The organism is Hansschlegelia zhihuaiae (genome assembly GCF_004103825.1).
GTDB classification, from domain to species: domain Bacteria; phylum Pseudomonadota; class Alphaproteobacteria; order Rhizobiales; family Methylopilaceae; genus Methylopila; species Methylopila zhihuaiae.
Window position 1 is genome coordinate 273,515 of sequence record NZ_RYFI01000002.1, and the last position, 13,510, is coordinate 287,024.

Genomic DNA, 13,510 nt, shown 5'->3' on the forward strand with positions numbered 1-13,510 from the left:
TTCGACGTATCGCCAGACCATCAAGCGGCGCACACGCACCGGACGACGACCATGACCGATCTTCTCAACGTCGCGATCCTCGGGGCTTCCGGCTACACCGGCGCGGAGCTCGTGCGCCTGCTGTCGCGCCACCCCCGCGTGGCGATCACGGCGCTGACGGCCGACCGGAAGGCCGGCCACGCGATGGCCGACGTCTTTCCGCAATTCGCCGCGCTCGAGCTCCCGAAGCTCACCACCATCGACGAGGTCGACGTCGATGCGGTCGACCTCGTCTTCTGCGCGCTGCCGCATGGAACGACCCAGCAGGTCATCGCGGAGCTCTTCGAGACGAAGCCGTCGCTCAAGGTCGTCGATCTCTCAGCCGATTTCCGTCTGGCCGATCCGGACGCTTACGAGACCTGGTACGGCCATCCGCACCATGCGCTCGAGCTGCAAAGCGAGGCCGTGTTCGGCGTGAGCGAGCTCTATCGCGACGAGATCAAGGGCGCGCGGCTCGTCGCCAATCCCGGCTGCCATTCGACGACCTCGATCCTGCCGATCGTCCCGCTGCTGCGGGAGCAGCTCATCGACGCGGACGCGATCTCGATTGTGTCCGCGACTGGCATGTCGGGGGCGGGCAGGGCGGCCAAGGAGGAGATGCTGTTCTCCGAGGTGTCGGAGGGCGTCCATGCCTATGGGGTGGGCAAGCACCGGCACACTTCCGAGCTCGACCAGGAGTTCGACAAGGCCGCCGGACGGCCCTCGCGCGCGACCTTCACGCCGCTGCTAATCCCGATGAACCGCGGCATCTACGCCACCATCACCGTGACGCTTTCGGGCGGCGCGACCGCCGAGGCGCTCCACGCCGCGCTGCAGACCGCCTATTGGGGCGAGCCCTTCGTGACGGTGCTGCCCTTCGGCAAGGTCCCGCAGTCCCGCCATGTGCGGGGCTCCAACAGCGTTCAGCTCGGCGTCATGGCCGACCGCGGGCCGGATCGGGCGATCGTGATCTCCACCCTCGACAACCTCGTGAAGGGCGCATCGGGGCAGGCGGTCCAGAATATGAACCTGGTCGCGGGTTTCGAAGAAACCGATGGGCTCGCGCAGCTCGGACTGTTTCCGTAGCGGCCAGCGCGCCTCAACGTCACGCGCTCGTCACTTCGCCGAAGGGCTGGCGAGGGCTTGACGCCATACAGGCCATGGGTTTGACGCGGATCAAGGCGCAACGCGGCCCCCGCCCGGCATCGTGGATCCTGTTCAAACGGGAACCACTCCAATGCCGGTCGAATCGGTCTTCATCATCTGCGGGATACTTTCCGCGTTCACCATTTTCGCGGCGACGCTCGCATACAGCATGAGCCGCTCAGCCAAGCCGCGCCCGCGGGCGCGGCTCACGCCTTGACCTTCACATAACTCCCCGGCGCGTCCTCGATCCCCGGGTAGGGGCCGTCGCCCGGAACGCGCGCCGCGACCATCGTGGCGTCCATCGCGGCGAGCCAAGCGCGCCAGTCCGGCCACCAGGAGCCCGGCTTCTCCTCGGCGTGGTCGAGCCAATGCTCGAGCTCGCCCTTGGGCTCTTCGCCGACCCAGTGCTGGTACTTCATCTTGGCCGGCGGGTTCACGACGCCGGCGATGTGGCCGGAGCCCGCGAGCACGAAGCGCACCGGGCCCCCGAACAGCTGCGCGCCCAGGAACACCGACCTCGCCGGCGCGATGTGGTCCTCCTTGGTGGCGAGTTCGTAGACCGGGACCGTCACCTTCTTGAGATCCAGCAGTTCGCCGAGGATCTCCATGCGGCCGCGCGCGAGGTCGTTGTTGAGGTAGCAGCCGCGCAGATAGAAGGAATGGTTTGCGGCCGGCATCCGCGTCGCGTCGGAGTTCCAGTAGAGCAGGTCGAACGGGAACGGCGCCTTCCCCTTGAGGTAATTATTCACGAGGTAGGGGAAGATCATGTCGTTCGAGCGGATCATGTTGAAGGCGTTCGCCATGCTGGCGCCCTCGAGATAGCCGGCCTCGGCCATCTTGGCCTCGACGGCGGCGACCTGCGCCTCGTCGACGAACACCTTGAGGTCGCCGGCGTGGGTGAAGTCGACCTGGGTGGTCAGCAGCGTGGCGCTGGCGACCCGACTGTCGCCGGCGGCCGCCATATAGGCGAGCGTCACGGCGAGCAGGGTGCCGCCGACGCAGTAGCCGACCGCGTCGACCTGGTCGGTCCCGCAGATCTCGCGCGCGACATCGACGGCCTTTAGGATGCCGTCGCGCATGTAATGGTCAAAGCTCAGGCCGGCGTGGCGGGCGTCCGGGTTGACCCACGAGACGCAGAACACCGTAAGACCCTGCTCGACCGCCCAGCGGATCATGCTCTTCTCGGGCGTGAGGTCGAGCACGTAGAACTTGTTGATCCAGGGCGGCACGATCAGGACGGGCCGCGTGCGGACCATCTCGGTCGCTGGCGCGTACTGGATCAGCTCGAACAGATCGTTGCGGAACACGACCTTGCCGGGCGTGACCGCGAGGTTGCGGCCGACCTCGAAGCCCGTCCGGTCGGTCTGACGGATGCGCAGGTCGCCTTTGCCGGCGTCGATGTCCTCCGCCAGCATCTGCATGCCGCGCACGAGGTTCTCGCCCTTCGAGGCGAGGGTCTCGCGGATGAGCTCGGGATTGGTCGGCAGGAAGTTCGAGGGCGAGGCCGCGTTTGACAGCAGCTTCACATAGAACGCCGCCTTGTGACGCGTGTGCGGATCGAGGTCCTCGGCCTCCTCGACCATCCGGTCGGCCCAGCGCGAGGCGTGAAGATAGGCCTGCCGCAGGAAGTCGAAGACCGGGTGCTCGGTCCATTCCGGATCCTTGAAGCGAGGGTCCTTTGGGTCGGGCTTGATGGTCGGCTCGACCTCCTCGCCCGAGAGCCGCTTCATCGTGCCGGCCCAGAGCGATAGGAAGTCGCCCGTGAAGGCGCGCTGCGCCTCGGCGACCCGCCCGGGGTCCGCCAGCCAGCGTTCCGCCACCTGGCCGAGCGTGCGGGCGATGTCGGCGACCTGCGCGCCGTCAGTCGGCTTGCGGGCGCCTTCCTCGCGCGGGCGCAGATAGGCGGTCACCGCCTTGCCGCTCTCCTCCCAGAGGCGCGCCATGTTGGAGGCGAACTGCTCGACCTCGGGCGTCAGGAACGGGTGGGCGGCCTCGGCCCCAGGCGCCGAGCCGGGCGCATCTCCGGGCGGGGCCGACACTTCAGGCTTGGGCTGCGCGGCGGGCTCGGGCTGCGGGGCAGGCTTGGCGGCGACTGGCTCTTCGACCTTTGGTTTCGCAGACGCTTGACGACGCCGGGGGGCGGGCGACGCCGCGCCACTGATCTTCGCGGCGCCCGTCGCGGGCTTGGCGGCCGGCTTGCGAGTCGCGCCCGCCTTACTGGTCGCGACGGCGGCCTTCTTCGGCGTCTCGACAGCGGCCTTCTTCAGCGAAGCGCGGCCCTTGCCTCGGCCGCCCTTGGCGCGCGTCGATCTCGATGTCTCAGACTCCGTAGGCGGCGTCTCGGCGTCGGCCGGCTCAGGCGTTCGTCTGAGGGCGCTTCGACCCATAAGGCGCGGTTCTCCCAAAAAGGCGCCCGCGGTTGCGATGGGCGGTCCCAGGTCGGTCCGCGGGTTGCTTCGTAGCGTCGTGACGTGACAATAGGCTGTCGCGCCGCGACGCGCCATGGTCGAGCCGCCAAAACTCGTCTCGGCGAATCGGGCGCCTCATCTTTCCGTGCGGGACCCTTCCGGTGAAGACCAGCTTTCGCATGATCGTCTGCCTGACGGCGACCGCCGCCGCGCTGCTTTCGGGCTGCGGCCCCTACGGCCTGAAGGGCGACCGCGGCCTGCCGCCGCCTCCCGCCACGGTCGCCTATCCGAACCTCAACGAGATTCCGGCCGATCGCGGCCGTCAGCTGAAGAGCGCGACCGAACAGGAGCGCCTGAAGGCGGATCTCCTCGCCCGCAAGCGCGCGCCGCGCTAGAGCTGCCCGGCCGTCAGATCAGCGAGACGTCGCCGATCTGGAAGTCGTCGACACTGACATTCTGGAGCATGATCTCGGCCGAGCCGAAGGTCAGCACGGTGTAGCCGTCCGTGCCTTCGATCTTGAGGCTTCCATTCTCGAGCAGGTCTTCGACCGAGGTCTGTCCGGGCCGGGCGACGTCGAGTTCGATGCTGTCGGCCCCCACCTTGAAATCCCCGACCTGCGCCTGCACGGGCCCGCGCGTCAGCACGAGCGTATCGTGACCCTTGCCGGTCGTCACATAGTCGACGCCGCCGTCGAACAGGAAGACGTCGTCACCCGCTCCGCCGTCGAGGCCGTTCTTGCCGGCGCCGCCGGCAAGCGTGTCGTCGCCCCCGCCGCCGAACAGCACGTCGTCGCCCTTACCGCCGTTCAGGCGGTCGACGCCGTCTCTGCCATAGATCGCGTCGGCGCCTGCGCCGCCGGCGAGGACGTCATCGCCGGCGGCGCCGGTGATGAAATCCTTTCCGGCCCCGCCCTGGACCCGGTCGTCGCCGATCCCGCCGTAGAGAGCGTCGTCGCCCGCGTCGCCGAAGATCGCGTCGTCGCCGCGGCCGCCATAGATCGAATCCTCGCCCTTGCCGCCCGACAGCCCGTCGCCCCCGATGCTGCCGACGATCTGGTCCGCGCCGCGCGAGCCGAAGACGCCCTCGATCGACAGCAGGACGTCGGCCTCGTCGCCGAAGACCGCGCTTAGCGTCGAAAGATTGATCACGCCGCCCGCGGCGTGGTCGCCGAAGTCGGCGACGTCGATCCCGTCGCCACCGTCGAGCGTGTCGTCGCCGTCGCCGCCGATCAGCGTGTCCGCTCCGCCTTTCCCTTCCAGCAGGTCGTCGCCGGCGAGGCCGCGGAGCTTCTCGCCCTTGTCCGTGCCGGCGATTTCGTCGTCGCCCGAACCCGGTTCGTCGGAGGCGAGGCCGGCGAGGGGATCGTGTCGCACTGAGTCGAAAAGGACATGCGCCATCATCCGTCTCCCAGACGCGCCGCCTAACCGACGACGAAGGTTTTATGAAAAGTCTCTCCGAGACCTTTGACGGGACCTCCGGACAGGGTCAAAAGCTTTCGCCGGGTAACGTAAACGGGCGAGCGGCCGCCATTCGGCGTGCGCAACCGCCCGAATCCGCCCATGATGGGGCCGTAGGATACGGCCTCCGCCGAATCACGGGCCGCCATGTCGGCCGCCCGAAACACCGATCACGACCATGACCGAGTTCCATTCCGTCCGCCGGCTTCCGCCTTACGTTTTCGAGCAGGTGAACCGCGTGAAGGCCGCCGCCCGCAAGGCCGGGGCCGACATCATCGACCTCGGCATGGGAAACCCCGACCTGCCGACGCCAGAGCACATCAACGCCAAGCTGATCGAGGCGGTGACGAAGCCGCGGACCAACCGCTACTCGACCTCGAAGGGCATCCCTGGTCTTCGGAAGGCGCAGGCGGCCTATTACGCCCGCCGTTTCGGCGTGAAGCTCGATCCCGACACGCAGGTCGTCGCGACGCTCGGCTCGAAGGAGGGCTTCGCCAATATGGCGCAAGCCATCACGGCGCCGGGCGACGTCGTTCTCGCGCCCAATCCGAGCTATCCGATCCACGCCTTCGGCTTCCTGATGGCAGGCGGCGTGATCCGCAACGTGCCGGCGACGCCGGGGCCGGACTATTTCCGCGCGCTCGAGCGCGCGGTGATGCACTCGATCCCGAAGCCGATCGCGATCATCACCTGCTATCCATCGAACCCGACGGCCGAGGTCGCGGATCTCGACTTCTACAAGGACGTGGTGCGCTTCGCGAAGCAGCACGACCTCTTCGTGCTTTCGGATCTCGCCTATTCGGAGATCTATTTCGACGACAACCCGCCGCCCTCGATCCTGCAGGCGCCCGGCGCCTTCGACGTCGCAGTCGAGTTCACCTCGCTCTCCAAGACCTATTCGATGCCCGGCTGGCGCGTCGGCTTCGCGGTCGGCAACGAGCGGTTGATCGCGGCGCTGGCGCGCGTGAAGTCCTATCTCGACTATGGAGCCTACACGCCGATCCAAGTGGCGGCCTCGGCCGCGCTGAACGGTCCGGACGACTGCATCGCCGAGGCGCGCGAGATCTACAAGAGGCGCCGCGACGTAATGGTGGACTCGTTCGGCCGCGCCGGTTTCCCGGTGCCGTCGCCACGGGCCTCGATGTTCGCCTGGGCGCCGATCCCGGAGAAGTTCCGGCCGCTGGGGAGCCTCGAATTCTCGAAGCTCCTGGTCGAGAAGGCGTCGGTCGCGGTCGCGCCCGGCATCGGCTTCGGCGAGCATGGCGACGAGTTCGTGCGGATCGCGCTGGTCGAGAACGAGCACCGCATCCGGCAGGCCGCGCGCTCCATCCGCCGCTTCCTTGAAACCGCGGACGAGACGTTGCACAACGTCGTCCCGCTCGCCGCGGCCCGGTAGGCGTCCTTCCGGCCACGGCTTCTCGATCCAAGAAGCCACTGCTGCATCGACGTAGCTGCGTGCTTCGAGACGCCTTGGGCGCAGGCGCCCAAGGCACCTCAGCATGAGGAGCTTTCGTCTTGGCATCCTCAACAGTCCTCATGCCGAGGAGCCGGCCGCAGGCTGGCGTTCTGAAGCACGCAGGCGGGACCTCCCATTCTCTTTCTTCAACGCGGTCGGACGGAACAGCCTGATGGCGGAATCCTTGAGGGTCGGCGTCGCCGGCCTCGGCACTGTCGGCGCCTCGGTGGTGCGCGTGCTCTCGGAAAAGGCCGACGCCATCGCGGCGAGGGCGGGGCGCCCCGTCATGGTCACCGCCGTCTCGGCGCGAGACAAGGGCCGTGACCGCGGCCTTAAGCTCGACGGCGTCGCCTGGCACATGGATCCGAGCCAGCTCGCGCGCTCCAACGACGTCGATCTCGTTGTCGAACTGATCGGCGGCGCGAACGGCGCCGCGCGCGCCTGCGTCGAGACCGCGATCGAGCGCGGACGCCCCGTCGTCACCGCCAACAAGGCGCTTCTGGCCAAGCACGGCGTGGCGATCGCGAAAGCGGCCGAGAAGGCGGGCGTAGCCGTCGGCTTCGAGGCGGCCGTCGCGGGCGGCGTGCCTGTCGTGAAGACGCTGCGCGAAGCACTCGCGGGCAACGACGTCAGCCGGGTCTTCGGCATCCTGAACGGCACGTGCAATTACATACTGACGCGCATGGAGCGCGACCGGATCGGCTTCGCCGAGTGCCTGGCGGAAGCCCAGCGCCTCGGCTATGCGGAGGCCGATCCGACCTTCGACGTCGGCGGTTTCGACGCCGCGCACAAGCTTGCGCTGCTCACCACGCTCGCCTTCGGGGTCGAGACCGACGCCGACGGCATCTATGTCGAGGGCATCACCTCGATCACGCCCTTCGACCTGCAGATGGCCGAGGAGCTAGGCTACCGCGTGAAGCTGCTCGGCGTGACGACCAGGGGCGAGGGCGGCATCGAGCAGCGGGTCCACCCGTCGATGCTGCCGAAGGACAGCGCCATCGCGAGGGTCGACGGCGTCACCAACGCGGTTGAGATCGACGGCGACGTGGTGGGCGCCTTGGTGCTGGCCGGTCCCGGCGCGGGCGGCGACGCCACGGCCTCAGCGGTGATCGCCGACATCGTCGACATTGCGCGCGGCGTTCGTAGGCCGGTCTTCGGCATTCCGGCGGAGCAGCTCGCTGCGCCGAAGCGCGCGCCGATGCAGACCCATCAAGGGGGGTACTACATCCGTCTGTCGGTGATCGACCGGCCGGGCGCGGCGGCCGCGATCGCCACGCGGATGGCAGAGCAGAGCATCTCGCTTCGCTCTATCGTGCAGCGCGGACGCGAACCTGATTTCGATCGGCCGAGTTCCGAACCTGTCGCAGTGGTGTTGATTACCTATGCGACGAACGAAGCGGCGCTTCGCCGAGCGCTGGACGCGATCGAAGCGGACGGGCATATCGATGGCGCGCCTCAGGTGATCCGAATCGAAAAGCGCTGACGGCGAGCTGCGCGCAACGACGCGCAAGAGGACACGCCAATGCCGAAGTCGAACGCGGCGAAGTCGTCGGTGGCGCCCATCAAGGGCGTTCGCCGGTCTCCCGTCACGCCGGGGGAGATGATCGATCGGTCGCTGACCATCGAGATCGTCAGGGTCACGGAGCGCGCCGCGGTGGCGGCCGCGCGGCATCGCGGACGCGGCGACGAGCGCGCCGCCGACCAGGCCGCGGTCGACGCCATGCGTCGGGAGCTCAACCGGCTCGCGATCCACGGCACCGTGGTGATCGGCGAGGGCGAGCGCGACCACGCCCCGATGCTGTTCATCGGCGAGGAGGTCGGCGACCAGTCGGGGCCGCGGGTCGACATCGCGCTCGACCCGCTCGAAGGCGTCACGCTCTGCGCCAAGGCGCAGGCCAACGCCATCGCCGTGATCGCCGTCGCGGAGCCCGGCACGCTGCTGCAGGCTCCCGACGTGTACATGAACAAGATCGCGATCGGCCCGGACTATCCCGCGGACACGGTCCACCTCGACAATGAGCCCGGCCTCAACATCCGCCGGCTCGCGAACGCCAAGGGCGTTCCGGTGTCGGATATCACCGCCTGCATCCTCGACCGGCCGCGCCACGCCCGCCTGATCGACGCGGTGCGCGACGCCGGCGCCGCCATCCGGCTGATCACCGACGGCGACATCTCCGGCGTGATCGACGCGACTCGGCCGGACGAGACCGGCGTCGACATCTATCTCGGGCTCGGCGGCGCCCCCGAGGGCGTGCTCGCCGCCGCGGCGCTGAAATGCATGGGCGGCTTCATGCAGGGCCGCCTCGTGCTGGACGACGCCGACAGCCGCCGCCGCGCGGCGGAGCTTGGGATCAAGGATCCCGACCGCATCTACGGCATCGGGGAGATGGCGCGCGGCGACGTGCTGTTCTCCGCGACCGGCGTCACGGATGGCGGGCTGCTCTCCGGCGTCCGCTTCTCCGGAAGCTCGGTGTTCACCGAGACGCTGGTGATGCGGTCGTCGACGCGCACGACCCGGCGCATCAGCGCCGAGCACCGCATGACGGAGAAGTTTCACCTCGAGTAAGGCGCGGTTCCCTGTGGACGGCGCAGGATCGGATTGGCGCGGGGCGTCTCTCCGGCTACGACCGACGCATGAACCCGCGCGACCGAATCGACCGGCGACGTGGCGCGACGCCGTGACGGCCGCACTCGCCTTCACGCTGCGCGTCGACGGCGAGGCCGCCTTTCTCGGCGTGGAGCGCTCGCTGACCGGCCGCGTCTGGCGCGACCGGCTTGACCTTCGAGGCCGCGCCTCCGCGGCCGAGATCGGACGCGACCACGGCCTGTCCGATCTGCTGGCGCGCGTCATGGCCGGGCGCGGCGTCGCAAGCGCGGAAGCCGAGGCCCACCTCAGCCCCTCCATCCGCGCCCTGATGCCGGATCCGGACATGCTGACTGGCATGACCGCCGCCGCCGTCCGTATCGCCGACGCCGCCCAACGCGGCGAGGACGTCGCGATTTTTGGCGACTATGACGTCGACGGCGCGACCTCGACGGCGCTCGCCGCGGGCTTCCTCCGCGAGGCGGGCGCGCGGGTCGTGACGCACATCCCCGACAGGATCTTCGAGGGTTACGGCCCCAACGTCGCCGCGATCGACGGTCTGGCCGACGCCGGGGCGACGCTGCTCGTGACCGTGGACTGCGGCTCGACCAGCCTCGACGCGCTGGCGCACGCCCGCGCGCGCGGGCTCGACGTCATCGTCATCGATCATCATCAGGTCGGCGCCAGCCTGCCGGACGCCGTGGCCGTGGTGAACCCCAACCGGCAGGACGATCTGTCGGGCCTCGGACATCTCGCGGCCTGCGGCGTGGTGTTCATGACGCTGGTGGCGACGACCCGCGAGCTCAGGCGCCGCGGCTTCTGGGCCGCGCGCGGCGGCGAGCCGGATCTGCTCGCGGGCCTCGACCTGGTTGCGCTCGGCACCGTCGCGGACGTCGTGCCGCTCAAGGGCCTGAACCGCGCCTTCGTGGCCAAGGGCCTGATCGCGCTCAGGGCGCGACGCAGGCTCGGCCTCGCGGCGCTGATGGATGCGAGCCGGCTCGACGGGCCGGCGACGCCCTATCATCTCGGCTTCCTGCTCGGGCCCCGCATCAACGCAGGCGGCCGGGTCGGCGACGCCGGGCTCGGCTGCCGCCTGATGCTGACCGACGACGAGACCGAGGCCTGCGCGATCGCCGCCGAACTCGACCGGTTGAACGGCGAGCGCCAAGCGATCGAGCGCGCGACTCTCGCCGAGGCCGAGGCGGAGGCGAACGCCGCGTTGGGGCCTGACGGGGAGGGCTCCTCGGTCGCGGTCGTCTCGGGCGCCGGTTGGCACCCAGGCGTTGTCGGGCTGGTGGCCTCGCGGCTGAAGGAGAGGTTCCACCGGCCGGCCTTCGCCATCGCGGTCGCGCCCGACGGGACCGGGACCGGCTCGGGACGGTCGATCCCCGGCGTCGACCTCGGCGCGGCGGTCCGCGCCGCGGTCGAGCAGGGGCTTCTGGTGAAGGGCGGCGGCCACGCGATGGCGGCCGGCGTCACCATCGACGGCAGCCGGCTCGGCGCGTTCCGCGGCTTCCTCGAGGAGCGGCTCGCCGCCTCGGTCGCCGTCGCGCGCGGCGACCGTTCGCTGAAGGTCGACGCGGCGCTGACCGCGGCGGCCGCCACGCCCGCGCTCGTCCGAGAGCTCGAACGGGCCGGCCCCTTCGGCGCCGGCGCGCCGGAGCCGGTGCTCGCGCTTGCCGGACACACGGTCGCCTCCGCCGACGTGGTGGGCCAGGGCCATGTGCGGATGAGGCTGAGGGCCGGCGACGGCGCGAGCGTCGGGGCGATCGCGTTCCGGGCGGCGGAGACGGAGCTCGGCCGCGCGCTGATCTCGCGGCGCGGGGCGCGGATCCACGCGGCCGGCGCGCTCGGCGTCGACCGCTGGGGCGGCGCGGAGCGCGCCTGCCTGCGCGTGATCGACGCCGCCGCCTCGGACGGATAGCGGCGCCGTCCGATGCGCGCTTGTTTCGGCGCAGCGGGACGCCACGTGTTCTTCATGTTTGTGATGTTGGTCTGTCGCGAGTCGCTGCGGCCGGACCGCCAGCGGCTGGCGCCTGGAGTCCCGTGACAGATCTCGCCCCTTCCTCGCCGTCCGCCCCGAACGACGCCCAAGGCGAGAGCCCGCCGCCGCGGCGCGGGTTCTCCGACGTGCTGCACGAGCTCGCCAACTCCGATCGGGAGCGGGTGAGCGTGGGTTCGATCCTGCAGGCCTTCGGCGACCGCGCCTTCGGCGCGTTGCTGCTGGTCTTCGCGCTGCCCAACGCTCTGCCGATGCCGCCCGGCACCTCCGCCGTGCTCGGCGCGCCGATCGTCTTCATCGCCTTCCAGCTGATGATCGGGAGGCCGGTGCTCTGGCTGCCGCGCTTCATCACCGAGCGCTCGATGCGCCGGGAGGATTTCGCGACGCTCGCGGCCAAGATCGATCCGTGGGTCCGGAAGCTCGAGCGGCTGCTGAAGCCCAGGGCGCAGCTCCTGACCACGCCCTTCGCCGACCGGCTCACCGGCGCGGCCTGTTTCGCGCTCTCTATCGTGCTCGCGCTGCCGATTCCCCTCGGCAACATGCCGCCGGCGATCGCCATAACGGCCTTCGCGCTCGGCATGATCGAGAGCGACGGGGTAGCGATCGGCGCCGGTTGGCTCGGCGCCATTGCGAGCTTCATAATTCTCGCCGGCTTCTGGGCGGTGGTCACGACCGGCTTCCAATATTTCGCCGGGCCGCTGCTGCGCCTTTTCGGCGCGTGATCGGGCGCCGCGCGACGGCTTGCGGGGGTCCCCGAACCCCCTTATGACGTGCCTCGCGCACGCGCCCTTCGTCTATCGGTTAGGACGTCAGCCTTTCACGCTGGAGAGACGGGTTCGACTCCCGTAGGGCGCGCCAGACTTCAGGCCACGTCGAACAAAGCTCCGAACACGAAGAAGCATCGTGTGCGCCGTTCGTCCCGCGCAGCTAGGGCGATGCGTAGCCCTTCGGCGCGACCGCTCCCGATTTTCCTGCGCCAAGAAAGCCTTCCGCCAGTCCATAATGTCGCCATAGGGGACGCCCGTTCGTTTGGGCCGCCCGCGAGCGGATTCGCGCCTTCGACCTGCGCGGCTACATGGCTCTGCTCGAGCGGGAAAGCGCCCGCCAGCCGGCCAATGACTGAGACTGATCCTCGCACAGTCGTCCTCGTCGTCGACGACAGCCCCGACACGCTCGCGATGCTGAATGCTGCGCTGGAGCGGATCGGCGCCGTCGTGCTGGTCGCGACCGACGGACAACGGGCGCTCGCGTCCCTCGAGCAGGTCGTTCCCGACCTCATTCTGCTCGACGCCGTCATGCCCGGCATGGACGGGTTCGAGACATGCCGGCGTCTGAAGAAGCTGCCCGCGCTCGCCGACGTCCCCGTGATCTTCATGACGGGCCTGAAGGAGACCGACCGGATCGTCGAGGGGCTCGAGGCGGGCGGCGTCGACTACGTCACCAAGGCGATCGTGATCGACGAACTGCTCGCTCGCATCCGCGTGCATGTCGGAAACGCCCGCCTGTCGCGCAGCGCGCGCGCGCGGCGCTCGACACTACCGGACGCTTTTTGCTCGCGGCTGATCCTGCCGGACGTCTGCTGTGGTCGACGCCGCAAGCGAACCGCCTGCCCGCCATGGCTGACCCGGGGGCTGCGGGCGACGACCCGGTGCTGCCGGCCGCCGTCGCGAGGTGGCTCGCCGCTTGGGGCGACGGCCGCGGCGAGCATGCGCCGGCGAGCCTCCAGATCGGCGCCGGCGGACGCTCGCTCACAATCGCCTATGTCGGACGGGCGGACCGGGACGAGCTGCTGCTGCGGATCACCGAAGACGGCGCGGCCGACCACGCGGCGTTGTTCCGCGAGAGGTTCGGCGTGACGGCGCGCGAAGCCGAGGTCCTGCTATGGATCGCCCGCGGAAAGTCCAACCGCGACGTCGGAGAGATCCTCGGCATGAGCCCGCGCACGGTGAACAAGCACCTTGAGCAGATCTATGTGAAGCTCGGCGTCGAGAACCGCGCCGCCGCGACCGCCGCGGCCGTCCGGGCGCTGCAATGACGGATCCGTGGGAGCCGCGGTTCAACCGCCGGCGAGTCGGACGGCGGCGAAGCGACCGACGCTGAGCCCGTGCATCTCCCTGAGGCGCGCGCCGCTGGCGCCGCGGCCGCTCTCGTCCGCGGAGGGCGGCAGACAGTCGGCTGAGCGCGCGGACAGCCCGGCGAGCAATCGCCGCAGCTCGTTGTTCTCCTGCCGGAGCGCCTTCAGCTGCCGGACGCCTGAGGGCGTCAAGCCGCCGAACTTGCGCTTCCATCGATAGAAGGTCCGCACCGAAACGTGGGCGTCGGCGCAGATCGTGTCGATCGACACGCCTCGTGACGCCTCGTCCAGCAGCAGCGCGATCTCCTCGTCCGTCAAACGTGACGCGGCCATGTCGCATACCTCGCGTCATTTCGCCCAATGA

The 13,510-nt window shown here is 69.6% G+C and carries 11 protein-coding genes, 1 tRNA gene and 1 pseudogene; 9 read left to right on the forward strand and 4 right to left on the reverse strand.

The window, feature by feature from the left end; translation table 11 throughout:
* Window positions 1-51: 51 nt before the first annotated feature.
* A complete protein-coding gene (gene argC, locus EK403_RS03660; RefSeq protein ID WP_128776140.1) occupies window positions 52-1,104 on the forward strand; it encodes an N-acetyl-gamma-glutamyl-phosphate reductase in 1,053 nt (350 codons plus the stop codon).
* Between the two features lie 132 nt (window positions 1,105-1,236).
* On the opposite strand, the gene EK403_RS22165 is transcribed toward argC, so the two are convergent.
* On the reverse strand, window positions 1,237-1,374 hold the full coding sequence (locus tag EK403_RS22165; protein WP_164919486.1) for a hypothetical protein: 138 nt from the start codon (window positions 1,372-1,374) through the stop codon (window positions 1,237-1,239).
* Complete coding sequence (phaC, locus tag EK403_RS03665) at window positions 1,371-3,203, reverse strand: class I poly(R)-hydroxyalkanoic acid synthase (protein ID WP_428979568.1); 1,833 nt, start codon at window positions 3,201-3,203, stop codon at window positions 1,371-1,373. The genes EK403_RS22165 and phaC overlap by 4 nt, the downstream gene beginning before the upstream one ends.
* Before the next feature lie 530 nt (window positions 3,204-3,733).
* Between phaC and EK403_RS03670 the strand changes: the two genes are divergently transcribed.
* On the forward strand, window positions 3,734-3,967 hold the full coding sequence (locus tag EK403_RS03670) for a hypothetical protein (protein WP_128776142.1): 234 nt from the start codon (window positions 3,734-3,736) through the stop codon (window positions 3,965-3,967).
* Window positions 3,968-3,980: 13 nt separating this feature from the next.
* On the opposite strand, the gene EK403_RS03675 is transcribed toward EK403_RS03670, so the two are convergent.
* Window positions 3,981-4,970, reverse strand: a complete 990-nt coding sequence (locus EK403_RS03675; RefSeq protein WP_164919487.1) for a calcium-binding protein — start codon at window positions 4,968-4,970, stop codon at window positions 3,981-3,983.
* Between the two features lie 238 nt (window positions 4,971-5,208).
* Here EK403_RS03675 and EK403_RS03680 point away from each other — a divergent pair, with 238 nt between their 5' ends.
* The 7 genes and pseudogenes from EK403_RS03680 to EK403_RS03710 all read left to right on the forward strand — a co-directional run bounded on the left by EK403_RS03680 (window position 5,209) and on the right by EK403_RS03710 (window position 13,107).
* Window positions 5,209-6,426 carry an LL-diaminopimelate aminotransferase gene (locus tag EK403_RS03680; RefSeq protein WP_128776144.1) on the forward strand — a complete coding sequence of 406 codons (1,218 nt, stop codon included), beginning with the start codon at window positions 5,209-5,211 and terminating at the stop codon, window positions 6,424-6,426.
* Window positions 6,427-6,658: 232 nt separating this feature from the next.
* The gene (locus EK403_RS03685; RefSeq protein WP_128776145.1) at window positions 6,659-7,969 is read left to right on the forward strand and encodes a homoserine dehydrogenase; all 1,311 of its coding nucleotides are present in this window, start codon (window positions 6,659-6,661) and stop codon (window positions 7,967-7,969) included.
* A gap of 117 nt (window positions 7,970-8,086) precedes the next feature.
* Window positions 8,087-9,052, forward strand: a complete 966-nt coding sequence (glpX, locus tag EK403_RS03690; RefSeq protein ID WP_245479488.1) for a class II fructose-bisphosphatase — start codon at window positions 8,087-8,089, stop codon at window positions 9,050-9,052.
* Between the two features lie 112 nt (window positions 9,053-9,164).
* Window positions 9,165-10,994 (forward strand): single-stranded-DNA-specific exonuclease RecJ, encoded by a 1,830-nt coding sequence (gene recJ / locus EK403_RS03695; protein WP_245479482.1) that lies wholly within the window; start codon window positions 9,165-9,167, stop codon window positions 10,992-10,994.
* Between the two features lie 122 nt (window positions 10,995-11,116).
* Window positions 11,117-11,794, forward strand: a complete 678-nt coding sequence (locus EK403_RS03700) for an exopolysaccharide biosynthesis protein (protein WP_128776148.1) — start codon at window positions 11,117-11,119, stop codon at window positions 11,792-11,794.
* Between the two features lie 61 nt (window positions 11,795-11,855).
* Window positions 11,856-11,930 (forward strand) — tRNA-Glu (locus tag EK403_RS03705).
* 257 nt (window positions 11,931-12,187) lie between these two features.
* Window positions 12,188-13,107, forward strand: a pseudogene (locus EK403_RS03710) (response regulator).
* Between the two features lie 21 nt (window positions 13,108-13,128).
* Here the strand turns inward: EK403_RS03710 and EK403_RS03715 are convergent.
* Window positions 13,129-13,479, reverse strand: a complete 351-nt coding sequence (locus tag EK403_RS03715) for a transposase (protein ID WP_128776149.1) — start codon at window positions 13,477-13,479, stop codon at window positions 13,129-13,131.
* Window positions 13,480-13,510: the final 31 nt, after the last annotated feature.